Genomic DNA, 25,048 nt, shown 5'->3' on the forward strand with positions numbered 1-25,048 from the left:
AATTACGCCCGATAACCCCGTAAAAAAAACTGCACACTATTTTCTAAATACTCAGCTACTTCTTGGCTAGATAATGTTTCCGCTAAATTCAATTCTAAACGACACCAAGCTTCACCTTTAATCATACTAACAAACTGGACTGCCGCATGATTAGGGTTGGCAATTTGGTACTCAGCTAAGTCGGAAATTCTCACCATTAACTTGGTCATTTCCCCAATAAGTTTTTCAGGCCCCGCTTGATAAAACAACGCCGATAACTGCGGATAGGTTTTAGACTCAAAGGCACAAATACGATGTACCGCTAAAGCTTCTTTGGAAGAAATTAAAGCGAAAAATCGCTGTGCTATCGTAAGTAAGGTTTCATAAGGATTAGTTAAGTCAACCTCAGATAAAACATCAAATTGATTTTCATGGCACTTTTGAGTAATAGCGGCAGAAAACAACTCTTCTTTATTACCAAAATGGCTATAAACGGTTTGTTTAGAAACATCAGAAATTTTAGCAATTAAATCCATGCTGGTAGCAGCGTAGCCTTGCTCAGTAAAAAGCTGCGTAGCCGCATCAAGAATTTGTTTACGCTTAGTTTCATTTTTTGTTCGCGTTCTGGTCATACTTGGACTTCACTATTACTTAGATTATTTTGTTGGTAGTAACATGGATATAAAGTCATCACAACCAGCAAAGCTACTCATTCTAACAAAATAAACTGGACAGTCTAGTTTGACTAAAATAGACTGCTAAGTCTAGTTAATATTTAGGCAATAATATTTATGACTTTTATTTTTACCAAGCAGCCAACTTCGCTTTTTTTTCTCTCACTTCTGGCTGTCGCAACATTCACTTTATCGGCTTGCTCTAAACAAGCCGAGGCTGAAAAAGTCAGCTATCACCATGCGGCCGAAATTATCACGATAACACCGGTAGAAAACTACCAAATTACTCGCCAATACATAGGTGAAATCACCAGCAAACAAAGTACCGGATTAAGTTTTGAGTTTGGTGGGAAGGTTGAAAGCTTACATGTAGACAATGGTGATCAGGTGAAGCAAGGCCAAAGCTTAGCAACACTAAACACTAATTTATTAGAACTTAAAAAAGCCGAAATTGAAGCTGAAATTAACCAAACACAAGCGCAACTCAACTTAAACCAAGCCAACCTTAAGCGCTTAAATGCTCTTGATAAAAAAGGCTTTGCTTCTGAGCAAAGTTTAGATGAATTAAACACCGAAAAAACGGTGTTAACTGCCACCATAACAAAGTTAAAGTCAGTACTAGCGAGTGCGGAATATCAATTATCACAAAGCAATATTATTGCGCCATTTAACGGCACCATTACTAAACGTTTTTTTAATATTGGTGAATTAGCTCCCGCCGGCAGTCCTGTTTATCAACTGATAAAAAGTAATGATGAACAAATCAACTTAGGCATTCCAAGTAAACTTGCCAATAGCTTAAAGCTTAATGAAACCTTACAGCTTGAGCTTAATAACCAACAAATTGAAGCTACTATTTTAGCGATTGGTCAGCAAATTAATCCTCAAAATCGCACCGTCAATATTCGTTTATTACCTGAGCAAAACATCGCATTTTTTAATGGCCAACTTGCTAAAGTGAACATTAACGAAACCTTAGAGCAAGTCGGTTTTTGGCTGCCATTAAGTGCGTTAACCGACGGTATTCGTGGCCAGTGGAATATATTTACGGTTATTGGCACCGAGCAACCCGATTTATTTGAAATTCATAAACATACCGTGAATGTTTTATACAGTAATAAACAACAAGCCTTTGTTACCGGTTTACCAGCACAGCCACAACAAATTGTTGCTAGTGGTTTACAGCGTTTAGTTGCCGGACAACTGGTCAGAAAAGCACAACTGAGCCAAAACGCCCGCAGTGAGGAGCAACAATAATGATCCGCTCATTTGTTAAAAATGGCCGATTAATGTCGTTGATGATCGCTTTATTGGTTGTTTCTGGTTTTGCTGCTATTTCAACTTTACCGCGAACTGAAGATCCCCATATTACCAACCGTATTGCCACGGCGATCACCCAATTACCGGGTGCAAGTGCTGAGCGTATTGAGGTATTAATCACCGAAAAAATAGAACAAAAATTACGGAAATTACCTGAAATAGACTTGATCACCTCAGTATCACGACCAAATATTTCGGTTGTGCAAATTAAATTACATGATGAAGTTGTTGATACTAAGCCTATATGGTCTCGCGTACGTGACTTATTAAATGATGTGACCCCAAGCTTTCCACAAGGCACTATTTCACCTGTATTAGAAGATGATCGTGGTTACGCTTATACCCAATTATTATCGTTAAGTTGGCAGGCCAATAGCGCCGTTGATATTGCCATGTTAGGCCGCTACGCCAATGAGTTACAAAACCAATTAAAGCAAGTTTCAGGGACTGAAATCGTCTCGATCTATGGTCATGGCCAAGAAGAAGTATTAGTAGAAATAGATCCTAGCTTAAGTGATCAGTTACAGCTGTCCGCTGGCACTATTTCACAATTAATTGCCCAAGCCGATGCGAAAGTATCTGCTGGCCAATTGATCAATGCTGATAATCAAATGCAAGTAGAATTAACAGGTGCCTTTGATAATGTTCAACGCATTCGCAATATTCCAGTAAAAACGAATTCATCGAACTCGTTATTAACTTTAGGTGACATTGCCAACGTTGAAAAAACACTGACTTGGCCGGCTAGCGAAATAGCGTTAGTGAATGATCAAGCTTCAGTTATTGTCGGTACTCGCATGTTACCCAGTTTGCGAATAGACAAATGGACAGTGCAAGTTCAAGCCGCTATTGCTGATTTTAAAAAGCAATTACCTGATCATATTGAGCTCGAAGTTTTATTTGATCAAAACAGTTATACCGAAGCGCGTTTAGGCGATTTATTATCAAATATTACCCTAGGTTTTATCCTGATCTCTGTGGTGTTATTACTTACCCTTGGATGGCGAAGTGCCGCCATTGTCGCGATTTCGTTACCCTTAACCGTACTGTTTACCTTAGCCGTGATGAATATTTATGGTTTGCCTATCCACCAAATGTCAGTCACTGGTTTAGTAGTTGCGCTTGGCATTATGGTAGATAACGCCATTGTCATGACAGACACTATTCAAAAACAGCGGCAACTGGGTATGCGCAGGCTCGATTCAGTTAGCTTTGCCGTCAAACACTTATGGGTGCCATTATTAGGCTCCACTATCACCACCATTTTAGCGTTTATGCCAATTGTCGTGATGCCTGGGCCGGCTGGTGAATTTGTTGGTGGTATCGCGTTAAGTGTAATTTTTTCGTTAGTTGGCTCTTATATTATCTCTCATACCATTGTTGCCGGTTTAGCTGGACGTTTTTTACCCAAAGGCTCTCCTAGTTCAAGCCACTGGTATAATACAGGTATCGCGATGCCGAAATTAGCTAAAGCTTTTAGCCAAGTATTAACACTGAGTTTGCGCCATCGTAAAACCGTTTTAATTACTCTTTTTTGCTTACCTTTATCTGGTTTTATTTTAGCCAAACATTTAACCGAGCAGTTTTTTCCACCGTCAGATCGTGACATGTTTCAAATTGAACTTTTTATGCCGGCACAAAGTAGTATTTTAGCCACTGAAAAAGTCAGCCATGATATTAGCCAATTTTTATATCAACAACAGGGCATTGAAAAAGTACGCTGGTTAATCGGTAAAAATACCCCGTCATTTTATTACAATTTAATGCCAACCAAAGACGGCAGTAAAAATTATGCCCAAGCCATGGTAACCGCAAGCGACTTTGCTACGGCAAATAGGTTAATTCCTGACATTCAAAAAGCGCTTGATGACCAAATGCCTCATGCCCAAATATTAGTGCGTAAACTTGAACAGGGCCCGCCTTTTAATGCGCCCGTTGAATTACGTATTTATGGTTCAAACCTAGATACCTTAAAAGAAATTGGTGATGACATTCGCCGCTACATGAGTTTAACCGAAGATATCATGCATACCCGCGCAACTTTGCAACCAGGTACGCCAAAAGTTTGGGTAGAAGCTGATGAGTCGATGGCTGCCTTAGCGGGGCTAACCTTAACCGATATTTCAAACCAGCTAAATAGCCGCTTAACAGGCCTAACAAACGGTTCTATTATCGAAGCAACCGAGTCAATTCCTGTCCGTGTACGTCTTGCTAACAGCGACAGTAACGAATTAAGCAAGCTTGCTAATATCAATATTATTAGCCCTCAAGCTAGCGATCCAATTCCCTTAAGTGCTATTGCCAACTTAACAATAAAACCGAGCCGAGGTGCCATTCCCCATCGTGATGGGGTTAGAGTTAACGTTATTGAAGGTTATATTCGCTCAGGTGTATTACCTTCGATTGTACTAAATCGCGTCACGGATTTATTAACACAAGAAAACTATCAATTACCTGCCGGCTATCATCTCGAAATTGGTGGTGAGTCGGCGGAACGTGATCAAGCTGTTGGTAAATTATTAGCCAGTGTTGGTATTATTTTTACTTTGTTAATTACTGTGGTGGTACTGTCGTTTAACTCGTTCCGCTTAAGTATTATTATCTTTTTATCAGCAATACAATCCGTCGGCTTAGGCTTATTAACCATTTACCTGTTTGATTACCCTTTTGGCTTTACCGTGATCATTGGTTTATTAGGGTTAATGGGCTTAGCGATTAATGCCGCGATTGTGATCATTGCTGAATTAAAATCTGATGTTAATGCCGTAACCGGTGATAGCAAAGCAATTATAAACTGCGTACAAAGCTGTACTCGCCATATTAGCTCAACCACCATAACTACTGTCGGAGGCTTTTTACCTTTAGTACTCGCCGGCGGAGGTTTTTGGCCACCGTTTGCCGTCGCTGTGGCTGGCGGTACTGTCTTGACGACTCTACTGTCTTTTATTTTTGTGCCGGTCGCGTTTTCATTATTTAGCCAGCGCAATGCCTTTGAGCAAAGTAAACAAACAACCTTGGTATAAAAACAATTAAACGGCAACTGAGCTGATGGCTGAGTTGCCGTTTACACTAATCAAGATCTGAAAGTGTAGGCAAGGCCGCAAAAGCCCCTTTTTGTTGGCAGGTAAAGGCGCCACATTGACTAGCAAATTGTACCGCCTGTTTAACTTTTTCTGCATGTTGAAGACCATACTCTAACTCATGTTTTTCGACATTTTGACTAAAATGCCACAAAAACCCGGCCAGAAAACTATCGCCTGCGGCTGTGGTATCAACTGCCGTAATACTAGGTACTGTACTAAATTCACAATAGTGCGAGCACAGCATTTGTATTTGATTGGCGCCGTCAGTGATCAACACAAGTTTAATCCCTAAGGCGACAAGATAAGTTAAATATTCCTGATAACTCATCTTATTTTTTTCCGCTAAATATAGCGCTTCATCTTTACTTAATTTGACTAAGTCGCTAACCATTAAACATTGCTCTACCCGAGCAGGTAAGTCACTAACATCCTGCCATAACTGTTGACGTAAATTGACATCAAAGCTAACTAGCAGCTTATTTTTCTTAGCAAGCTCAAGCGCTGCTAAGGTATTATCATGCATGGCTTTTGTTGTTAAGGTATTAGAACAAAAATGAAAAATACTTAACCCAGGCCAATCAATATTTTCACTATCCGCTTCGCTATATTGGCAATCAGCGGTATTTTCACGATAAAAGTTAAATGACCTTTCACCGTCCTTATCTAAAGTAACCAAAACCACTGCGGTATTTGCTTTGGCAACCGTCACAGCATAGTCAAGATTAACCCCTTCGTTAACTAAAGACGTTCGTAGAAATTGACCAAAGTTATCTTCACTTAAACCACCCGCAAAGTAACTTTCCCCTCCAAGTTTGGCAAAAGCTACGGCCACATTAGCTGGTGCGCCACCCGCCATTGGACGATACAAAGATGCTTCGCTATCTGCAGGAATAAAGTCAACCAACACTTCACCATAACATAATAGTTTATTCATAAATTAACCTTACAAAAAAGCCCACCGAAATGGGCTTGTATTAACAAGAAATCAGGACAATTTAAAAGTCGTATCTAAAGGTCATTGATGTAGTACGACCATTAATAGTTCTTGCTCTGATAATATCATTAGCTGGTATTGAGCCTTCTTCTGCTTCGGTAATACCAACTGTATCAAAAAGGTTATTAACATTAAGTGACACAGTGAAGTTATCAGACAACAAATAAGAAGCAAAGGCATTCACTTGAGTGTAACCATCAAACTTTAAGTCGTTGTTATCTTGCGCGTAAGCATCGGTAGTACCAATTAAACTTACCCCTGTTGATCCTTGGTCAAAGTTATAACGAGCAATTAATGAATAAACAAAATCTGCTTGTCTTCTTGGCGTGTTACCAACAACATCTGGGTTAACGGCATCTTTAGTAATTTCAGCATCAGTCCAAGTAAAGTTACCGCGAATATCAAAATCACCTAAATAATAAGTACCTTCAAGTTCAATACCTGTAGCTTCATATTGGCGATCAAAAAACTTTTGGCTAGTTGCTTCAAAGTTTTGTTCTTCTGTTTCAGCCGTAAACAAAGTGGCAAATATAGACATGTTGTCATGACGATATTTAACACCTAATTCGAATTGATCCACTTCATCAACAGAATCTTGCTTCGCAACTGAACCATCAGCTCTAACTTTACCAAATAATAAGCGATCCGCATTAGCACGACCACCATGGCTCAAACGGGCAAACATCGCTAAATCATTATCAATTTGATAGTTAGCACCAATTGAATATGAGGTGTAGCTCCAATCATAATTAATAATTGATTGATTTGCGTTATCAGCAACTGCAACATTCTTTTCAGGCTCTGAAATAACGCCATCAAGATTCATATCAACCTCACTGGTTACCGCGCCAGCATAATAACCTGTCGCTTCACCGCTATCATGGCGTAAACTTAAATCAACGGTAAAATCATCAAACACTGACGAAATAGCAAGATAAGGTGCGCTAATATCATATTCAGCATTGTAGTTACGTTGACAACAATTTCCCCAAGCAGGCGTACCGTAAGCGTATAAACCATTGTCAGAAAAACTCGTGCCATCAGCGGCTGCAACATTTAATAAAGCGGCATTGTCACCTTTTACTTCCATTAAATAAGAGTTCCAAAGCCATGACATATCAATGGTTTGTGATGCTTTATAATAACCAGCGGTGATCACGGTATTATCAAGAGTTTTAGTTAATTTCATGTCATTAACTAACGAACCAAAATCGTTCATTTCAACATCAAAGGTATGAATTCTCATCACATTACCGTTAAAACTATCACCTGAAGAAGCACCGTTTGCGTAACTTAAAGTAGCACCATCGCCAGCAATACTTTCAGCAATATCACTAGCACTGCCAACTTCAGCAGGAAACGGAGCGATAAAATTACCGCTCACGTTTGAAATTCTAAAACGGTTTTCTACTTCCCAATCATTACCTAAGTCAAATACCGCTTCAACACCAAACGAGTCAACCATAGGGTTCATGCCATCACGCATATCACCACGACGTCGTTCGCCATCAGCCCCTAATGAAAGTGTTGATAAAAAGTTTGCTGAATGTGGTGAATCTTTTTGTGAATCAAAACCCGGTAATGAACTACCGTCAGATTTCATTGGCATAGGTAAATAACCAATACTCTTATCGTCTAAATGTTTGTAGTACAGACGAACATAACCATCGTTAAATTCTTTGGTTAAATTCGCTTTAATTTGGCCACCTTTATTCGCGGTATAACCAACATCTCTACCACCGTCGCCTTGACGTAAAAAACCACCAACATGAAAATAAGTTGAGCTGTTGATTTCACCGCCATATTCAAAATCAGTGCGTAAGCTGTCGTAATCAAGACCAAAAGTTGTTGAAACACTGCCCGCTTCAGAATAGCCATTTTTACTAATAACATTGATAATGCCACCTGGCGCATTACTAGCAACGGTAGAAGCAGAACCACCACGAATTGATTCAATAGTTTGCATAGTACTGTCTAAGCGTAAAAAGATATCCGCATTACCAAAGGCAATATCACCAAATTGTAAAATAGGTAAACCATCTTCTTGTAGCTGTAAGAATTTTGCCCCACCAGAGGCAACTGGCAAACCACGGACAGCAATATTCGCATTCCCTTCACCACCCGATGCTTCTGCACGAATACCAGGAATAGAACGTAATGCCTCTGCACTTGTTCTTGGTGTGGTAACTTCTAACTGGTCAATTGACAAACTACTTACTGAAACGCTTGAAGCCATAACAGTGGTTCCTTTAGGAACACCTGTTACAACGATACGCTCAAAGTCTAAACCTTTTTCTGCACTGGTTTTTTCTTCGGTTGTTTCCGCTGCACTTAAATTAGTACATACCGCCATAGCAAGTGCGCTTAACATAAATTTTTTATATTGAACTTGTTTCATTTTAACACCCCGTTTTCACTAATATTATTTATAGACTCTAGGTTCCAAATTTCACAGCTATTGTTAGATGCTTTTTTTAAAACCAAACTTAATCGATTAAGTTAATTGTTTATAATTACAGCTAATTTTGCAAGTTTTATTCGTGTTTTTTTTTAATAAATTTAATGTTTTTAAGTTAATACACTGATAAATATATAAATTTTTTCATCAATATTTTACGTTACGGTAACTCTTGTTGAGCAATTTGAAGCTCTGATGGATCTTTTATTAAATTGTAACTAGCCAGCACAGCTAATAATCCGGCAAAAATAGTCGCTAAATAAAAGCCATAAGAAACATGACCAAAAATATCACTAATGATACCCATTAATAGCGGTGCTATAGCGGCAGACAAGGCAGTAAAAAATAAAATGACACCGGCTACGGCGCCATGTTTTTCCATTGGAAAGCAGCTGATCCCTTTAGAATTAAGGGTTGGATAAATAACTGACATAAACAACCCAGATAAAGGTAACAACACAACAGCAGCCTTTACGCCATATATAGCGGTACCTAAATAACAAAGAAAAACAGCAAACGAAAACCAAAACATCACTTGTTGCCATTTAAAATGTTTTAATACCCAAGCACCTAAGAAACGCCCACCCGCACGTAAGGCAAAAAACACCGATAGTGCATAAGTGGCAAGCCAAATAAACGAGCCGTTATAATCCATTAATAAGGTTGGCATCCAAACATATATAGCCACCTCAGTAGCAACATAAAGCGCAACAGCTAATGAAAAGCCAATAGCATAAGGGTCTTTCATCACTTTTAGCGAACTTTTTAAATTAATTTGATCTGCCAGTTTTGATTGCCTAGCAGGATAATCGGTTTTTAATGCGATGATACATAACAACACACATAAAATGCCCGCCGCTATATAAAGATACTTCCACGAAACGCCAGAAACCAACAAATAGCTTACTATTGCTGGGCCAACCATAGCACCAACACCAAAAAAACCTTCAACCGTATTCATCGTAACCGTGTGTTCTTTACTGGTAGTAGAAATGTCACCAATCAAAGCTAACGCGCCGGTTTTAAACAAACCAACTGCAATGCCAACTAAACCAAGTAAAAAAAGAAAATAAAAAAATGAGCTACCGGCAGCAAATAAAAAACTGGCCGCTGAAAAAATAAGTAAACCAATAACAATTGTTGTTTTTCGCCCTAATTTATCCGCTAAATAACCTAAAAACAAACCACTAAAAGCAATAAAAATCATTGGGATATAATGAAAGGCACTCGCTTGCGTAAGGCTGAGTTGATAAGTTGTGATCAATTCAGGAATAATCACCCCGACCGCATCTGATGTCATAGCAAAAACAAAAAACATCATATAAGTTAACCACTTAATACGAAATAATGATGTTTCTGCGACATTATTATTGACTGGATTCATAAGTTTTACCTCGTGTAAATTAAATACCTAACAAGTAAACACCTAATTTTACTTACTATTTTTACCAATAAAGCGTAGCAAAAAATAGCGAACTAAATAAAATAATTAAATATTACTTGAAAAACTTTTCATCGTAGTAGAATATATAACTTAATCGATTAAGTATCAACTTAAAAAATTTTAAAGAGAATGCGATGAAAAACAATATTCAATTAATTACTTATGTAGACAGATTGTCGGGATCTAACATTAATGGATTAAACACACTTTTAAATAAGCAATTAAAGGGCTTGTTTTCTGGCATTCATCTATTGCCATTTTATTATCCCATTGACGGTAGTGATGCAGGCTTTGATCCGATCGATCATACCTTAGTTGATGAACGCCTAGGCACTTGGCAAGACGTGCAAGAATTAGGTGAAAATTATGATGTTATGGCTGATCTAATTGTTAACCATATGTCAGCTCAATCGCCTGAATTTCAGGACGTTTTAGCTAAAGGTGAGCAATCTGAATATTGGGATTTATTCCTCACTAAAGATAAAGTTTTTCCGAATGGTTTGAGTGATGAAGATCGCGAAAAGATTTATCGTCCTCGTCCTGGAAGTTGTTTTTCTAACTATACAGTAGCAGATAATAACACGGTTGAATTTTGGACAACCTTCACCAGTAATCAAATTGATATTGATGTTAACTCTGCCCGTGGCAAACAATACTTAACCGATATTTTGCAAACGTTTTCAAAAAACAACGTGAGTATTATTCGCTTAGATGCCGCTGGTTACGCCCTTAAAAAAGCCGGCACCAGTTGTTTTATGACTGAAGATACTTTTGATTTTATTAACGACTTAACGGTTAAAGCCAATAGCTTAGGCATTGAAACCTTAGTAGAAATTCATTCTTATTATAAAACTCAAATAGAAATAGCCAAGCGTGTTGATCAGGTTTATGACTTTGCCTTACCGCCATTAATATTGCATAGTATTTTTAATCAAAATTTTGATGCGCTAAGTCGCTGGCTCAGTATTTCACCAAGAAACTGTATTACCGTATTAGATACTCATGATGGAATCGGTATTATTGATGTTGGCCCAATGAATGGCCAAGCTGGCCTACTAACCGATGATGAAATTGATGCCTTAGTTGAAAAAATTCATTTCAATAGCCAAGAAGAAAGTAAACAGGCAACTGGCGCTGCTGCTAGCAACGTGGATTTGTACCAAGTTAACTGCACTTATTATGATGCACTAGGCCAAATTGATTTTGATTATTTAGTCGCAAGAGCCATTCAATTTTTTGCTCCTGGCGTACCACAAGTTTATTACGCGGGTTTATTATGTCATCCCAATGATATGGCACTACTTGAACAAACCAATGTTGGCCGAGATATTAATCGCCCTTATTTAAATCTTGATAAAATTGATACGTTATTAACTAAACCGGTAACACGTGCTTTGTTAAGGTTAATTAAAATCCGTAATCAAAGTAATGCGTTTAATGGTGAATTTAGTGTCAATTCTGAGGCCGGTGTTTTAACCATGGCATGGCATAACAATGACTGCAGCGCCACTTTAAACGTAAACTTAACAAACCGCAGTGCTGAAATAATATTAAACAGCCAAGGAATTGAAGAGAAGATAGAACTTAAGCACTTGCTAGAAAATTAATTTTAAAAATTAATCTCTTTTAGCAGCCCATAACACCTTGTTATGGGCTTTTTTATTTGTAAACTAACAGCTATTGCCCATAACCATTTGGTATGGAATAAGCTCGGTATGACGAGCATTGGCAATAAATAGCTCTGCGGCTTTTATTCCTTTTGCTTCACTGTTTTGATGTATAGTGGTTAACCTTGGATTAAATCGCGATGCTTCATCAATACCATCAAAACCAACAATGCGAATATCTTCGGGGATTTTCAAGCCTAAATCGATGGCTTCTTGCATAGCGGTTAGGGCGATTAAGTCACTCATGCATAATAAAACATTTGGTCGAGGTACCGACGTTAACGCCTCTTTTGCTGCAATACTAGCAAAGCGTTGACTACTTTCTGGAATATTCCAGATACGATCATGATTAAGTTCAACCCCCTTGTTGTCAATTGCACGCATATAACCCGTTAATCGTTGATGGGCTATCGAACAATGTACATCCATAGTCGGTGTGTCATAAACACGGCAAGTTAAATCTGTATCAAGTAAACGTAAACCTAAGATAGCAACATGATCTTGGGCTGATTTTATTGCTAAGTTAGCAATTTCATAGGCCGCGTTTTCATTATCGACATTAACTGAAGCATTACGCGCAATATCAAAATCAATAGTCACTACTTTTTTTGTGGTCGTTTTAAGTTGCTCAATTAATCGAGTATTACGTGGGCTACCATAACAAATAAAGCCATCAACAAAATCGGCAACCGCATTAATATTTTCGGCCTTACCTGAAAATAACAATAAGTTAATATTGTTTTTTTCTAAAATGGAAGAAACCCCTTTCATAAACTTGCTAGCTACTGGGTCTGACACCATATATTCAACGCTATCAGGTAACACTAAGGCAACAATATTAAATTTACCACGACGTAAAGATTGCGCCGCTTTATTCGGGCCGCTATAGCCTAACTTTTGGCAAGCGGCAAGTATATCATTGCGGCGCTTTTCGGATAATTGATCAGGACGGTTAAAGGCATTAGAAACGGTAGCATTTGAAACACCAAGCTCCTTAGCAATACTTTTTAACGTCCATGCTTTTGATTGAGACATATAATAAATTATCGATTAATGACTAAAATAAACTATTCCTATATTGTCATTTTTTTGATTAATTTAATACTATCAAACACACTTAATAAGCCATTTATATAATAAAGTATTGGTAATTATCAGGCATAAATTTATTCTTCTTCAGATAAAAAATAACCCTGCTTAATTTTATTAATCCGTTCAATATGTTTTAGGTGAGCTTTATGTGCGGCATAAGCAAATATTGCCACAATAATAATGGTAGGAATGCCAACAGATATTATCGTTAGCATCATAGGGTCTAAAATTTTTGATAACCATTCCATGGTAAAAATCCTTTTAAATTGTCTTCATAATGATCTTGTTCGGTGTTCCTTGTTCATTATAGCAGCTATTCTTCGAAATATGTGCCCCAGCCGTCATAATCTACTTGGCATTGTTTGGCTAGCTCATACATTTTTGTCGTTTCATCCGCTAAAATTTCATTATCTAACGGCTGCTCGGTTACAATATCAAAAGCAAATACTTTATCACCGTTTTCTAATTCAGCTTCTTCTGGCTCTTCAACTTCATAACCCATTTTAAAAGCCGTAATTGCCGCTTTTTCTAACAAGTCAAAATCAGGGCTAGCAAAATGATGCTCTATGGTGTGGTCAACTTCTTCATTACTACCATCTTCAAGTAATTCTTCGATTAACTCGTCACTGTGGGCTAACCAATGTTTTAATTCTTCATCAATCATGAGCGGCTCTATTTCTTCTTTTTAACAATTTTTTTATAAGGAGGGTAAGGATCACCCGTTTCGATACTGATCTGATTAATTTTTTCTAACATCTGATCATGGGTTTCATTGGTTAATTTTCGAATGTTATCACGGTTAGCATCCGTAATATAAATCGGCGGTAAAAATTCAATAATTAATTTACCGTTATTCCAACGATTTAATTTAATTTTGTTATGAATATTACTTAAACAAATCGGCACAATCGGCACATCGGCGATAGCAGCCGTTCTAAAAGCTCCGGTTTTAAATGGCTGTAAACCATGACCATTACTACGGGTCCCTTCCGGAAACAACCACACAGACATGTTTTTGTCTTTAATGTTTTTTGCTGTGATCGCGATGGTGTCCATCGCTTTTGAGGTGTTTTTACGATCAATCAGGATATTACCTGTCATCTTATACATAGGGCCAAAGAATGGGATCCACTGTAAACTTTTTTTACCGACACTGACGGTATGCGGACGCACAGCGGAACTAATAGTAAAAATATCATAAGTATTCTGATGATTGGCAACATATACCGCTGAACCTAATTTTTTCACTTCATCTGGAATTCTAACTTCTATGTCTAAACCTAATAACTTTGATACACGCCCCATAAATAAAGAGGTGTAATACACATTATTGGTACTACGTAGGCGAAAAAGAGAAAAAATACACGCGCCGGTAGTGATCAAGAGAAAAACAATAAATACAATGATGATACGGAAAAAAGCGATCAAAATAACATCCTAGAAAAAATCGTGGTCGCAAGTATACATGTAAATAATTAAATCACTAAATTTTACTGTTGATTTGGCAAAATCGTTCCGAGACCAACTTTCACTAAAATAAAAAACCTTGGTGCTGTTAAGCAACCAAGGTTTTCTCTCTCACAAACTAAGTGTGTATAGTGACATTCAATTTAAGGGTATAAATTAGAACTTAGCACCAACCCATAACCAAATTTTATCGGTATCAACACCACTATCACCGGCAGAGTACATAGCTAACTTAATACCACCTGAATAGTTTTTGTTAAATGATTTTCCGTATACCGCGTCAATTTCACTGCCTAAATCAGCACTACCTTCGTCGGCTGAAAAATCATGATAAGTAACCGCCCATTTACCACCAGCAGCCTTACCTGCAACTGTTACATAAATATCTTCTAAACCTGATGTTGGTGTGCTTGCAGCAAATACATCAGCAAAGCCATTAAATTTATGAGCTGTTGCTAATGGTGTTTGGAAGCCATACATACCGTTATCACTACCTAATAATTCATAACCTAAAATAGCTTTAACTTTATCAAAGCTATAAGCACCTTCTAGTTTTATATAATCAGCATCGTAGTCGCCATTTTCTTGGGTTGCGTACTCAAAAGCATATGATAATTTATCTTTAGCGCCAGTTAAGCTAACGCCATAAGTGTCAATTTCAGCACCACCATCTTGGTCTAATAAGTAGCTGTAACCGACTAATTTACCAACTGATGTTTTATACGAAACATTAATTAAGTGATCACTTGAATCGGCATCCGCAAGCTCACCTAAAATACGGTTACGTTTACTAATATATGAATAACTGGCGTTTAATTTATCACTTGCCGCATACGAAAATGTTGCTGCATCAAAGGTTTGGCGATCTTGTCTCCAGCCAACGTGACCAACAAAACGGTGACCATCTAAGGTAATTACTTGGCGACCAACTTTGGCAGTAAATTTGTCTTTTTTGTATTGTACAAACGCTTGATCTAACTCTGTTGTTTCTGGATCTAAAATCACTGAATCAGTTGTGTTACCTGAATCCATAGGGCCAAATTTATAGTCATCCATACCCGCTACAACACGTGAATCTTCAAATTCAATAACAGCAGAAAAGTTATCTACCGTAGCCGTTTGGTATGTTAAACGTGTACGTAATGTTAATGCATCAGCATCTTTAGCACCCTGATCAACATTTTCATAACGTAAGTTCATATCTAACGTTGCTTTGGCTGCGTTTTCTTCTGCTTGTACGGTAACCGCAGCACCTGCTAAACATAAAGTAGCCATAGCAATTTTTGATAATGAGAAAGTTTTAGTTTTCATGTTTAATTTTCCTGTTTTTCTATTTTTAAAGTTTTAAAATTTGGTTTTGTTAAATAATTCAATAAGGTTACGTTAAGCGACTTCAGACGACTTTTCTTTGCTCTGGGTCACTTTTTTTTTATCTTTTGGCGAAATAATTTCTACTTTGCGTTGTTTTTCATATAAAAACTCTAATACCCCTGAACGGTACTCGTTATATTGAGGATCTTTAGCAAGCGTAATACGGTTTCGAGGACGCGGTAAATTAACTTCCATGATTTCACCAATTGTTGCTGCTGGGCCATTAGTCATCATGACAATACGATCGGATAACAATACCGCTTCATCTACATCATGGGTGATCATGATGACGGTATTGTTAAGCTCATCTTGTATTTCCATTAAAGAATCTTGCATATGAGCACGGGTTAACGCATCTAATGCACCAAAAGGTTCATCCATTAATAATATTTCTGGTTGCATTGCTAAAGCACGAGCAATACCAATACGTTGTTTCATACCGCCTGAAATTTCATCAGGACGCTTGTGCATTGCATGTTCCATATGTACCAAACGTAAGTTGTGTTCAATCCACTCTTTCTTTTCGCTAGCATTCATGGTTTTCGCAAAAACTTGATCAACTGCTAATTCCACATTTTGATAAGAAGTTAACCAAGGTAATAACGAATGGTTTTGGAACACAACCGCTCGCTCTGGGCCTGGCTCTGTTACTTCCTTGTTATTTAATAACACGCCACCTTTGGTTGCTTGATATAAGCCGGCAACCACATTTAGCACGGTAGATTTACCACAACCTGAATGACCAATTAATGAAATGAACTCACCTTTTTTAATTTGTAAGTCAACATTTTTTAGTGCGGTAAAGTCTCCCTTAGGGGTTGGGAAAACCATGTCTATTTTACTAATGTTTAATAATGTACTCATTGTTTTGTCCTTATATCCTAAGATTATCTTTCTGCACTAGCTTTGTCCCAAGAGACAAACATTTGAATTTTTTGCATTAAGCGGTCAAGCATAAAACCGATAAAACCAATCACAACTACAGCGGTCATAATGCGACTTAACGAATCTGAACTACCGTTTTGGAATTCATCCCAAACGAACTTCCCTAAACCTGGATTTTGCGCTAGCATTTCCGCGGCAATTAACACCATCCATGCAATACCCAGTGATAAACGCATACCGGTAAAAATGGCTGGAATTGCAGCTGGTAACACAATTTTTTGTACATGCTTTAAGCGTGGTAAACGTAATACTTGGCTTACATTCACCCAATCCTGATTAATAGCAGCAACACCAACAGAAGTATTAATTACCATTGGCCACAAACAACACAGAGTTACCGTGATCATTGAGTTAACAAACGATTTAGCAAACATTGGGTCATCTGAGGTATAAACAGCACTCACCACCATAGTCACTAAAGGTAACCAAGCTAACGGTGAAACCGGTTTAAATACCTGAATAATGGGGTTAATAGCCGTGTTCAAATTTTTACTTAAGCCTACCGCTATGCCTAACGGAATGGCGATAATAGCAGCAACAATAAAACCACTAGTCACGGTAATTAAGCTGGTAAAGATCTGATCTAAAAATGTTTCTTTACCAGTATAAGTACGCTCTTTAGGAACATAATCAGGGTCTTTAGCCATACGTTTAGCATTACGCTCTTCTTGGCGAATATAAAAAGCGTCTGCTTTTTCGCGCTCTGCTACATGTTCGTCATAAAGATTGACCATTTGAGATGCTACCGCAGATGGTCCTGGGAATTTACCTAATGAGGTATCAATACTGCTTGCGGTTAATGTCCATAAGAATAGAAAAACTGCAATTCCTATTAATGGTAACAATACCGGTTTGGCATTATTGGTGTAAAAACTCATCAGTCCTTTAGCTAGGCTCATATCAGAACCTCCTGCGATTAGTTTGTTGATCAATGTGGTCATCACTATGTTCCTTATGCGCAGCATTACACTACGCAGTACTACTTATTCTCTTAATTACTGGGATTACTAAAGTATTTCTATTAAAGCTTGTCGCCTGCTTTTAAGCCGATAGCAAATTTGTTGATATACTCGTTTGGTTTGTTACCGTCATAAACAATGTTGTCAATAAAGTGTGTTTGTGGTTCGCGGTAACCGTCTTCATCCATCACTTCAATAAAATCACTTGCCGGCATTAATTTATCTTCAACTAATGACTTAGCAGCGGCTAAATAAATGTCAGGACGGTAAACTTTTTTCGCCACATCTTTGTACCAAGAATCAGGCATGTCATCGCTAATTTGTCCCCAACGACGCATTTGTGTTAAATACCAAATCGCATCAGAGTAATAAGGGAAAGTGGCGTTGTAACGGAAGAATACGTTGAAATCTGGTACTTCTCGTTTATCACCTTTTTCGTATTCAAAGGTACCTGTCATTGAGTTAGCAATAACGTCATAATCAGCACCAACATAGTTAGATTGTGATAAGATTTTTACTGCCGCAGGACGGTTTTTGTTGTTCTTTTCATCTAACCATTTAGCCGCACGGATAAGTGCACGTGTTAAACGAATAGTGGTATTTGGGTATTTTTCAGTAAATTCTTTTGATAAACCAAACACTTTTTCAGGGTTATCTTTCCAAATTTCGTAATCGGTAACTACAGGTACACCAATACCTTTAAATACCGCTTGTTGGTTCCAAGGTTCACCTACACAATATCCATAAATGGTGCCTGCTTCTAAGGTTGCCGGCATTTGTGGTGGTGGAGTTACAGACAGTAACGCTTGCGCATCAATTTTACCTGAGGTATCCCCTTTATGAGGTGCATAGTAACCTGGGTGAATACCACCAGCCGCTAACCAATAACGTAATTCATAGTTATGCGTAGATACTGGGAATACCATGCCCATATTAAATGGCTTACCGGCATCCGCATATTTTTCAATAACAGGTTTTAACGAGTCTGCTTTTATTGGGTGAACTGGGCGTCCATCTGCCATTTTAGGAATGTTTGGCTTCATTTCTTTCCAAACATCATTTGATACGGTAATCGCATTACCATTTAAATCCATTGAAAATGGCGTCACGATTTCAGCTTTTGTACCGTAACCAATCGTCGCAGCAATAGGTTGGCCTGCTAACATGTGAGCGCCATCTAAACGACCATCAATTACGCCATCTAATAAAACTTTCCAGTTGGCTTGCGCTTCAATAGTTACGTATAACCCCTCGTCTTCAAAATAACCATTTTCATAAGCAACCGCGATTGGTGCCATATCAGTTAATTTAATAAAGCCGAATTTTAATTCTTCTTTTTCTGGGTAACCTAATTCCGCGGCTGTTACAGCACCTGAAATTAATGAAGTAGTAAAACAAGCACCTGCAATTAAGGCATGACATACGTGTTTATTTATTTTGTTGAAATGTTTCTTAAGCATTTTTTTCTCCAAATAAAAAAGCCCACAGCAACCCTGAAAAAATTTTCCAGTTACTGTGGGCTTCAATGCCAAACTAATAAATTACTACGTCTTTGCAGTTCGATTAGTTTTAATAAAGTTAAATTGTGTTGATAAGCTCAGCTTATCGGTTTTCTCATTTTTCTTATTATCCCGCTGTTGGGTTAATAATGAATTTTGTTCGTATAGTATAATACAGAATTGATGCCAAGTTTAAATAACCATTACAAAACAATAAGTTAAATGATTACACCACTTAAATACACAATATCGGTGCAAATAAGTTGCCCCAGCGTTATTCGTACTTACTATTTTGGTGCATAGTATTTTGGATTAGTCGATATTAAGAGCCATTACGTTATCGTCTTGATATTTTTCTCACCTAATACGATTATCAAAACAAAATAGAGTAAAACAGCTTTTTGCTTTATGATGAATACTGACAATAAAAAAAGGAGCAGTTATGAAAAAATCGACATTAGTTTTCGGAACACTTTTAACATGCACTATCCCATTCACCTCTCTTGCCGGTGTTGTCAGTTCAACAACTGTAATTGAGCAACAATTATCAACGATTAATAAACAAAACATCCTAGCGATGATTGATAGCGCTGAAGTACAAAAAAAACTGGTTGAATTAGGTGTTAATGCAGCAGATGCAAAAGCACGTATTAATAACTTAACTGACGTTGAATTAGCCCAGTTAAACCAGCAAATAAATGATGCACCAGCCGGTAGTGGTATTGTTGGCACCATAGTTACCGTTTTAGTTGTTGTTGCAGTATTAGATTTATTAGGTATTACTGACGCTTATACTTTTATCGAACCTATTTAACCGATATTGCCATTAATCAGTCTATCCAATCGTGGGTATTATAATGAAAAAAAGCATCTTAAAAGCTGGCATTATTGTCAGCTTTTTTATGTTATGCGGTTGTGCCACACCACCACAAACCCAACACTTATTAAACAGTCCACCGCCGCATTTACCAGCTAGCGCTAATATCAATAATCTGCCTTTCTATCCGCAGCAAGCTTATTATTGTGGGCCAACAACACTTGCTGAAATATTCGAATTTAATGGTATTAAACTGTCACCTGAAGAGATAGCGCCACAACTTTTTATCCCTGGTCGCAAAGGCAGTTTACAACTTGAAATGATAGCAGCGATAAGGCAGCAAGGTCTGCTTGCTTATAGTGAAAGGAGCCATTTAGAACAACTGATAACACTGGTTAATTTAAACATACCGATCATCGTTTTACAAAACTTAGGCTTAGATTGGTATCCGTTATGGCATTACGCGGTCGTGAAAGGCTACGACCTCAACACGCAAGAAATTATCTTACATTCAGCAGATACCGCTAATCGACGGGTAGACTTAGCCTTATTTGAACGAACTTGGCAACGGGCAAATTTTTGGTCGGTTATCGCTTTACCAACACAGCATTCACTCAAAGAACTTAATGCTTTTAATTATCTAAAAGCTGCGCAAGATTTATTATTGGTTGGACAAACACATGCCGGCATTGCGCATTTAGAAAAGGCAACTCAGCTTTGGCCTGAGCAGTGGTTAAGTTATTTTTTGCTGGGTAATTATTATTTAACCCATGATATTACGCGCTCGGTGAATTGGTTTGAGCAAGGTTTACCCTTAGCGTTAACAGAAACAAATTACCTGAATAATTACGCTTATGCTTTATTTAAAAACAACCAAAAACACCTAGCAAAAACGATGATTGAACAAGCGCTAAAATTAGCACCAAATGATGCTAATTTATTAGATACTCAAGCCGAAATTGTCGGTTTTATTAGCCAATAATTTGATACCAGCCAATGTCATGTAAAAGTAGTTAACCTGAATTCGGTTTAAGCCATTTTGCTCAATAACGCTATTTAAGCGTCTATCTACGTTATTTTTCCTTCTAATAGCCAGCTATTAGTACGAAAAAACGTCTTGATATCCACTTAAATTTCATCATTGAGTCTAAGATAAACTAGGTGCAACAAAATAAGTACGTAAACTGTTAAATTATTTATTATAAATCAGACTGTTACAAAACCCATTAAACCGAGTTCAGGTTAGTTAAAATGAGCTGGCCAAGGTTAATGAAACATGGCGATCATACTGCGGTTGAATAATATCGGTAACCGCTTGATAAATATCATCACGAAATACCGAACCAACAAATAGCTCACGCGCTTGTTGCTCATTAATATGATTAGCATTAATCATATGCTCCAGTAAATATTCACCATAAGCAATATCAGGGCTATTACTCGACTTTTTACCTATCGCCGTAAACTGGTTATAACTTGGCACGATACGCGGAGCTTTATCATGATAAACCAAACAACTACCTAATAAAGACGGCGCAATTACATCAATATTGGTATCTAAATATTGTGAGGTGGCTAAAATTCTCGCCGCTTCAAAACGGTTAGGAATATTCTCCAACCAACAACAAGCTTCTTGTAATGCAGCCACTAACGCCATGGTCGTTTCTGGATATTTAATTTGCCAATCAGCTAACAAGCCTAATACTTTTTCTGGTGAATCAGGCCAGATATCGGAAGATGTAGCACAAGTTAAACCAACCCCTTCACGCACAGCTTTTGCATTCCACGGACCACCAACACAAAAACCATCAATATCGCCAGCATTTAACGCTGGTACCATATTAGATGGTGGCAGAATAATAATTTCGACATCATCCAATGAAATATCACAGCGTTCGAACCAGGTTAATAATTGATAATAATGACAACTATGTGGAAATACGGTGGCAAAACGTAATTTGCTATTTTGCTCGCGGCGTTGCTCAATGGTTTTTTTGAGCATACTTGACGATAACGGTAAACTTAGCAAACTAACCTGATACTGTTCCAAAATGTTATGGTACAGCTGATTTGATAAAGTAATGGCGTTACCATTTCGACTTAACACAAAAGGAGTAATAACATTTGCCTTAACACTGCCAATTCCTAAAGTACTGGCTAATGGCATGGGTGCTAACATTTGCGCGGCATCTAAAGAGCCAATATGTAATTTATCGCGCAAGGCCGCCCAAGAGTTTTGTTTATGTAAAGTAACATTTAAACCCCAGCGTTCAAAAAAGCCCATTTCTTTGGCGATCACCACAGGCGCACAATCGGTTAACGGCATAAAACCGATATCTAAATCTGATTTTTCAATATTGAAATGTGTAGTCATATTAAACTTCTAAAACAGCAGCGAGTGACAAGATATTTTTAGCGACATCATCCATTTTTTGACTATTATCCATCGCCATTTTTCGAATAGAGTGATAAGCCTCAGTTTCGGAAATATTTTTTGTTTCCATTAACCAACGTTTCGCTTTTTCAACATTTTTTTGGCTAGTTAATTTTTGCTTAGTAACTTCTAACTCTTTTTTTAGCCCTTGGTGCTCATTAAAACGCGCCATCGCAATATCTAATACGGACTTAACCCTAACCTTGTTAACATCACCAACAACGTACGCACTAACGCCATATTTGACTAATTGATTAATAGTATCGGTATCTTCTTCATGCTCAGCAAACATAACTATCGGTCTGGGCGATGAACGAGAAATTCGATTTAAACTTTCCAACATGTCACGATCAGGCGATTCAATATCAATGATAATGACATCAGGCTTAATTTTTTCTACTTGTTTTAATAATGAAATACCAGAATGAGAAACATGCTCAATTTGATAATTAGAATGATCCAGCGCCGCCGATAGTTCTTCAGCTTTTTGATGGTCATTTTCCACTAACAAAACATTCAATTTCGTATTAGCTGTGATGTTTTTGGTTTGCTTCATAATAACGAAAGACACCAAGAGTTAAATAATTATAGTTAATTACTACAGTTACTAACAAGGACTATGCCAAAGGTGTTAATTAAATAAAAACAATAAGTTAGGTATTTAAACGAAAGTGCGCATTAGATAATTTGTCTTGTTTTGATGCAGCTATGCGCCAAAATAGATCTTTATGAAATAAACGGTTTTTTATGACTCATAATTAGGCAACCGTCATATTGTAGGTAATAGCTGGTTACAGAGGTGATTTATAGACGTTTGGTTTTAACTTTAGTGAATTTAGTCGCTTTTTTCGTTAATTCTTGTTCAAATTCATCAGGAAATAACACTAAGCCTTCTTCTTGCTCATTGGGAAAAATCACTAACGATAAATCATCTTCTATTAGTCCTGGTGTCCAGCGGCTTTTCCACTTAGCGAATGAAATCGCTTCAGCTTGGCAATTTTGCCACTCGCCCGTCGCCCAAGCTTCAGCAAACTCTTTTAAAGGCCATACTGGTACACAATCTTCATCATCCGTATTTAGCATAACAGAGCCATGCTCATCAATCAGGATCCAAAGGGTTTGATGTTCAATAATTTTTTCAAGGCTATAACGTAAGCGCTGCTCAGCATCATAATTAAGAATGTTTTGATATTCAGCTGAAGTAAGCAAACTGCTCATGTGCTCAAACCCATAATAAAAATAGAAAACAGAAGTAGGTAGAGTTTAACTTAAGGCGGCAAGGGATAATAGAAAATTTAGACAAAAAAAAGCATAACAACAAGGCTGTTATGCTTTTTTTGAACCAGATATTTTTATCTAATGACAATATCAGGTGAGGTATTGATTTCACCGTGGTTATCAATAGTTGCCGCATTATCATCACACAAAAGTACAGCCAGTGGACCACTTTCAGTATTGCGAATAAAAGCTAAATCATAACCATATTGATTTAAACTGCTCGCAGAAAACTGCTGAGATAAAGTTAATCGACCCCATAATTGAGATGAAGATAAAGAACTCTGGCGTCTTTCCATATTTGTATAATCTACCGCTGATGAATGCATGGTACTACTCTATAAACCCATAATGTAATTAAAATGCAATATATAAGCCATGAAGTAAAAAGCCTATAAGAACAGCTGTCTGACGGGTTAATAATTTTCAAGCATGGCATTTCTGTAAATAATTTTGACACTTAATTTAAGCTAACTTAATGATTAAACTTAAAAATCATTATGGCAGATAATACCAACATTGCTATTTTCTATAAAAAAACGCTATTAATTTAAGTAATTAATAGCGTTTATGATTAACACGAGTGAAAAATTCTCGTTTAACTATTTTTTAGCGCTTGAATACGATCTTCTAGCGGAGGGTGGGTAGCAAACAAGCTCATAAATTTTGCTTTGTTGTTAATACCAAATGCCATCATAGTACCTTCTAATTGGCTTTCTTGACTACGCTTTAAGCGCTCTAAGGCTCCAATCATTGCCGCTTTGCCAGCTAAAGCCGCGCCGCCGCTGTCAGCTCGGTATTCTCTTTTACGAGAGAACCAAGCAACAATAATACTAGCAAGCACACCAAGGATCATTTCTAAGACAAAGACAATAGCAAAATAAGCAATACCACCTAAGCCACCACCATTTGAATTATTACTGCGAGTAGCATTATCAATAATACCAGCAATAACACGCGCTAAGAAAATAACAAAGGTATTCACCACACCTTGTACTAAAGTTAAGGTCACCATATCACCATTAGCAATATGACTGATTTCATGACCAATTACCGCTTCAGCTTCATCTTGTGTCATGTGATGTAACAAGCCAGTACTTACAGCAACAAGAGCATTATTTTTACTAGCGCCGGTTGCAAAGGCGTTCATGTCTGGCGATTCAAAAATCGCGACTTCGGGCATGCCAATATTCGCTTGTTTCGCATAACGTTTAACCGTATCAAGCAACCATTGCTCAGTGCTGTTTTGTGGTTGTTCAATCACATAAGCACCTACTGATCGTTTGGCCATCCATTTTGACATAAATAATGAAATAAACGCGCCACCAAAACCAAAAACACTGGCCATCACAAGTAAGCCGCCTAAACCTTGACGGTTAATGCCAAACACTGACATTAAAATACTCATGGTAATACTTAGCACCACCATAATGGCTAAGTTAGTTAATAGAAATAACACAATACGTTGCATTTTTAACTCCAAATAAGGTAAGCACAACAATGACATAATATGTCTTATTTTTACAAAATCAACATTATTTTGATTTATATTTTCATTCTTTAAAAATAA

The 25,048-nt window shown here is 37.5% G+C and carries 22 protein-coding genes; 5 read left to right on the plus strand and 17 right to left on the minus strand.

The features are described from left to right. Window positions 1–2: 2 nt before the first annotated feature. Window positions 3–611, minus strand: a complete 609-nt coding sequence (locus tag ACSLUO_RS12870) for a TetR/AcrR family transcriptional regulator (protein WP_448249009.1) — start codon at window positions 609–611, stop codon at window positions 3–5. A gap of 159 nt (window positions 612–770) precedes the next feature. On the opposite strand from ACSLUO_RS12870, the gene ACSLUO_RS12875 reads away from it, so the two are divergent. Further along, the gene (locus tag ACSLUO_RS12875; RefSeq protein ID WP_448249010.1) at window positions 771–1,910 is read left to right on the plus strand and encodes an efflux RND transporter periplasmic adaptor subunit; all 1,140 of its coding nucleotides are present in this window, start codon (window positions 771–773) and stop codon (window positions 1,908–1,910) included. Continuing rightward, window positions 1,910–4,996 (plus strand): efflux RND transporter permease subunit, encoded by a 3,087-nt coding sequence (locus tag ACSLUO_RS12880; protein WP_448249012.1) that lies wholly within the window; start codon window positions 1,910–1,912, stop codon window positions 4,994–4,996. Before ACSLUO_RS12875 ends, ACSLUO_RS12880 begins: the two co-directional genes overlap by 1 nt. A 46-nt stretch (window positions 4,997–5,042) precedes the next feature. Here ACSLUO_RS12880 and ACSLUO_RS12885 read toward each other — a convergent pair whose 3' ends face one another. The 3 genes from ACSLUO_RS12885 to ACSLUO_RS12895 all read right to left on the minus strand — a co-directional run bounded on the left by ACSLUO_RS12885 (window position 5,043) and on the right by ACSLUO_RS12895 (window position 9,892). After that, a complete protein-coding gene (locus ACSLUO_RS12885; RefSeq protein ID WP_448249013.1) occupies window positions 5,043–5,990 on the minus strand; it encodes a carbohydrate kinase family protein in 948 nt (315 codons plus the stop codon). 61 nt (window positions 5,991–6,051) lie between these two features. Next, window positions 6,052–8,448: a TonB-dependent receptor domain-containing protein gene (locus ACSLUO_RS12890; protein WP_448249014.1), complete on the minus strand. Its 2,397-nt coding sequence runs from the start codon at window positions 8,446–8,448 to the stop codon at window positions 6,052–6,054. Window positions 8,449–8,668: 220 nt separating this feature from the next. After that, window positions 8,669–9,892 carry an MFS transporter gene (locus ACSLUO_RS12895; protein WP_448249015.1) on the minus strand — a complete coding sequence of 408 codons (1,224 nt, stop codon included), beginning with the start codon at window positions 9,890–9,892 and terminating at the stop codon, window positions 8,669–8,671. A gap of 194 nt (window positions 9,893–10,086) precedes the next feature. Here ACSLUO_RS12895 and gtfA point away from each other — a divergent pair, with 194 nt between their 5' ends. Further along, window positions 10,087–11,559, plus strand: coding sequence for a sucrose phosphorylase (gene gtfA, locus ACSLUO_RS12900; protein WP_448249016.1), 1,473 nt, complete (start codon window positions 10,087–10,089; stop codon window positions 11,557–11,559). Between the two features lie 63 nt (window positions 11,560–11,622). Here the strand turns inward: gtfA and ACSLUO_RS12905 are convergent, their stop codons facing one another. From ACSLUO_RS12905 to ACSLUO_RS12940, 8 genes are all read right to left on the minus strand, one after another. Further along, window positions 11,623–12,654: a LacI family DNA-binding transcriptional regulator gene (locus ACSLUO_RS12905; protein WP_448249018.1), complete on the minus strand. Its 1,032-nt coding sequence runs from the start codon at window positions 12,652–12,654 to the stop codon at window positions 11,623–11,625. Between the two features lie 131 nt (window positions 12,655–12,785). After that, window positions 12,786–12,959, minus strand: coding sequence for a hypothetical protein (locus ACSLUO_RS12910; RefSeq protein ID WP_448249020.1), 174 nt, complete (start codon window positions 12,957–12,959; stop codon window positions 12,786–12,788). Window positions 12,960–13,024: 65 nt separating this feature from the next. Beyond that, a complete protein-coding gene (gene rraB / locus ACSLUO_RS12915) occupies window positions 13,025–13,375 on the minus strand; it encodes a ribonuclease E inhibitor RraB (protein ID WP_448249022.1) in 351 nt (116 codons plus the stop codon). Between the two features lie 8 nt (window positions 13,376–13,383). Then, on the minus strand, window positions 13,384–14,139 hold the full coding sequence (locus ACSLUO_RS12920) for a 1-acylglycerol-3-phosphate O-acyltransferase (protein ID WP_448249023.1): 756 nt from the start codon (window positions 14,137–14,139) through the stop codon (window positions 13,384–13,386). Between the two features lie 195 nt (window positions 14,140–14,334). Beyond that, the gene (locus ACSLUO_RS12925) at window positions 14,335–15,489 is read right to left on the minus strand and encodes an alginate export family protein (protein ID WP_448249025.1); all 1,155 of its coding nucleotides are present in this window, start codon (window positions 15,487–15,489) and stop codon (window positions 14,335–14,337) included. Between the two features lie 72 nt (window positions 15,490–15,561). Then, the gene (locus tag ACSLUO_RS12930) at window positions 15,562–16,413 is read right to left on the minus strand and encodes an ABC transporter ATP-binding protein (RefSeq protein ID WP_448249027.1); all 852 of its coding nucleotides are present in this window, start codon (window positions 16,411–16,413) and stop codon (window positions 15,562–15,564) included. A 23-nt stretch (window positions 16,414–16,436) separates the two neighbouring features. Next, window positions 16,437–17,393 (minus strand): ABC transporter permease, encoded by a 957-nt coding sequence (locus ACSLUO_RS12935; protein ID WP_448249148.1) that lies wholly within the window; start codon window positions 17,391–17,393, stop codon window positions 16,437–16,439. A 122-nt stretch (window positions 17,394–17,515) separates the two neighbouring features. Beyond that, window positions 17,516–18,913, minus strand: coding sequence for a CmpA/NrtA family ABC transporter substrate-binding protein (locus tag ACSLUO_RS12940; RefSeq protein ID WP_448249029.1), 1,398 nt, complete (start codon window positions 18,911–18,913; stop codon window positions 17,516–17,518). 481 nt (window positions 18,914–19,394) lie between these two features. On the opposite strand from ACSLUO_RS12940, the gene ACSLUO_RS12945 reads away from it, so the two are divergent. Together ACSLUO_RS12945 and ACSLUO_RS12950 are read left to right on the plus strand one after the other, a co-directional pair. Further along, entirely contained in the window at window positions 19,395–19,766 is a 372-nt protein-coding gene (locus ACSLUO_RS12945) for a PA2779 family protein (protein ID WP_448249031.1), read from the plus strand. A 43-nt stretch (window positions 19,767–19,809) separates the two neighbouring features. Beyond that, the gene (locus tag ACSLUO_RS12950; protein WP_448249033.1) at window positions 19,810–20,751 is read left to right on the plus strand and encodes a PA2778 family cysteine peptidase; all 942 of its coding nucleotides are present in this window, start codon (window positions 19,810–19,812) and stop codon (window positions 20,749–20,751) included. Window positions 20,752–21,015: 264 nt separating this feature from the next. Here the strand turns inward: ACSLUO_RS12950 and ACSLUO_RS12955 are convergent, their stop codons facing one another. The 5 genes from ACSLUO_RS12955 to htpX all read right to left on the minus strand — a co-directional run bounded on the left by ACSLUO_RS12955 (window position 21,016) and on the right by htpX (window position 24,949). Further along, on the minus strand, window positions 21,016–22,143 hold the full coding sequence (locus ACSLUO_RS12955) for a CmpA/NrtA family ABC transporter substrate-binding protein (RefSeq protein ID WP_448249035.1): 1,128 nt from the start codon (window positions 22,141–22,143) through the stop codon (window positions 21,016–21,018). A gap of 1 nt (window position 22,144) precedes the next feature. Then, complete coding sequence (locus ACSLUO_RS12960; RefSeq protein ID WP_448249037.1) at window positions 22,145–22,759, minus strand: ANTAR domain-containing response regulator; 615 nt, start codon at window positions 22,757–22,759, stop codon at window positions 22,145–22,147. A gap of 248 nt (window positions 22,760–23,007) precedes the next feature. Beyond that, window positions 23,008–23,421: a DUF2750 domain-containing protein gene (locus ACSLUO_RS12965; protein WP_448249039.1), complete on the minus strand. Its 414-nt coding sequence runs from the start codon at window positions 23,419–23,421 to the stop codon at window positions 23,008–23,010. 134 nt (window positions 23,422–23,555) lie between these two features. After that, window positions 23,556–23,777: a hypothetical protein gene (locus tag ACSLUO_RS12970; RefSeq protein ID WP_448249041.1), complete on the minus strand. Its 222-nt coding sequence runs from the start codon at window positions 23,775–23,777 to the stop codon at window positions 23,556–23,558. Between the two features lie 299 nt (window positions 23,778–24,076). Next, on the minus strand, window positions 24,077–24,949 hold the full coding sequence (gene htpX, locus ACSLUO_RS12975; RefSeq protein ID WP_448249043.1) for a protease HtpX: 873 nt from the start codon (window positions 24,947–24,949) through the stop codon (window positions 24,077–24,079). Between the last annotated feature and the right edge of the window lie 99 nt (window positions 24,950–25,048).

It is taken from the genome of Thalassotalea agariperforans (genome assembly GCF_053470345.1).

Coding starts and splice junctions, on each gene's coding strand:
- ACSLUO_RS12870 (WP_448249009.1), bottom strand. CDS start 611: ATGACCAGAACGCGAACAAAAAATGAAACTAAGCGTAAACAAATTCTT.
- ACSLUO_RS12875 (WP_448249010.1), top strand. CDS start 771: ATGACTTTTATTTTTACCAAGCAGCCAACTTCGCTTTTTTTTCTCTCA.
- ACSLUO_RS12880 (WP_448249012.1), top strand. CDS start 1,910: ATGATCCGCTCATTTGTTAAAAATGGCCGATTAATGTCGTTGATGATC.
- ACSLUO_RS12885 (WP_448249013.1), bottom strand. CDS start 5,990: ATGAATAAACTATTATGTTATGGTGAAGTGTTGGTTGACTTTATTCCT.
- ACSLUO_RS12890 (WP_448249014.1), bottom strand. CDS start 8,448: ATGAAACAAGTTCAATATAAAAAATTTATGTTAAGCGCACTTGCTATG.
- ACSLUO_RS12895 (WP_448249015.1), bottom strand. CDS start 9,892: ATGAATCCAGTCAATAATAATGTCGCAGAAACATCATTATTTCGTATT.
- gtfA (WP_448249016.1), top strand. CDS start 10,087: ATGAAAAACAATATTCAATTAATTACTTATGTAGACAGATTGTCGGGA.
- ACSLUO_RS12905 (WP_448249018.1), bottom strand. CDS start 12,654: ATGTCTCAATCAAAAGCATGGACGTTAAAAAGTATTGCTAAGGAGCTT.
- ACSLUO_RS12910 (WP_448249020.1), bottom strand. CDS start 12,959: ATGGAATGGTTATCAAAAATTTTAGACCCTATGATGCTAACGATAATA.
- rraB (WP_448249022.1), bottom strand. CDS start 13,375: ATGATTGATGAAGAATTAAAACATTGGTTAGCCCACAGTGACGAGTTA.
- ACSLUO_RS12925 (WP_448249025.1), bottom strand. CDS start 15,489: ATGAAAACTAAAACTTTCTCATTATCAAAAATTGCTATGGCTACTTTA.
- ACSLUO_RS12930 (WP_448249027.1), bottom strand. CDS start 16,413: ATGAGTACATTATTAAACATTAGTAAAATAGACATGGTTTTCCCAACC.
- ACSLUO_RS12935 (WP_448249148.1), bottom strand. CDS start 17,393: ATGAGCCTAGCTAAAGGACTGATGAGTTTTTACACCAATAATGCCAAA.
- ACSLUO_RS12940 (WP_448249029.1), bottom strand. CDS start 18,913: ATGCTTAAGAAACATTTCAACAAAATAAATAAACACGTATGTCATGCC.
- ACSLUO_RS12945 (WP_448249031.1), top strand. CDS start 19,395: ATGAAAAAATCGACATTAGTTTTCGGAACACTTTTAACATGCACTATC.
- ACSLUO_RS12950 (WP_448249033.1), top strand. CDS start 19,810: ATGAAAAAAAGCATCTTAAAAGCTGGCATTATTGTCAGCTTTTTTATG.
- ACSLUO_RS12955 (WP_448249035.1), bottom strand. CDS start 22,143: ATGACTACACATTTCAATATTGAAAAATCAGATTTAGATATCGGTTTT.
- ACSLUO_RS12960 (WP_448249037.1), bottom strand. CDS start 22,759: ATGAAGCAAACCAAAAACATCACAGCTAATACGAAATTGAATGTTTTG.
- ACSLUO_RS12965 (WP_448249039.1), bottom strand. CDS start 23,421: ATGAGCAGTTTGCTTACTTCAGCTGAATATCAAAACATTCTTAATTAT.
- ACSLUO_RS12970 (WP_448249041.1), bottom strand. CDS start 23,777: ATGGAAAGACGCCAGAGTTCTTTATCTTCATCTCAATTATGGGGTCGA.
- htpX (WP_448249043.1), bottom strand. CDS start 24,949: ATGCAACGTATTGTGTTATTTCTATTAACTAACTTAGCCATTATGGTG.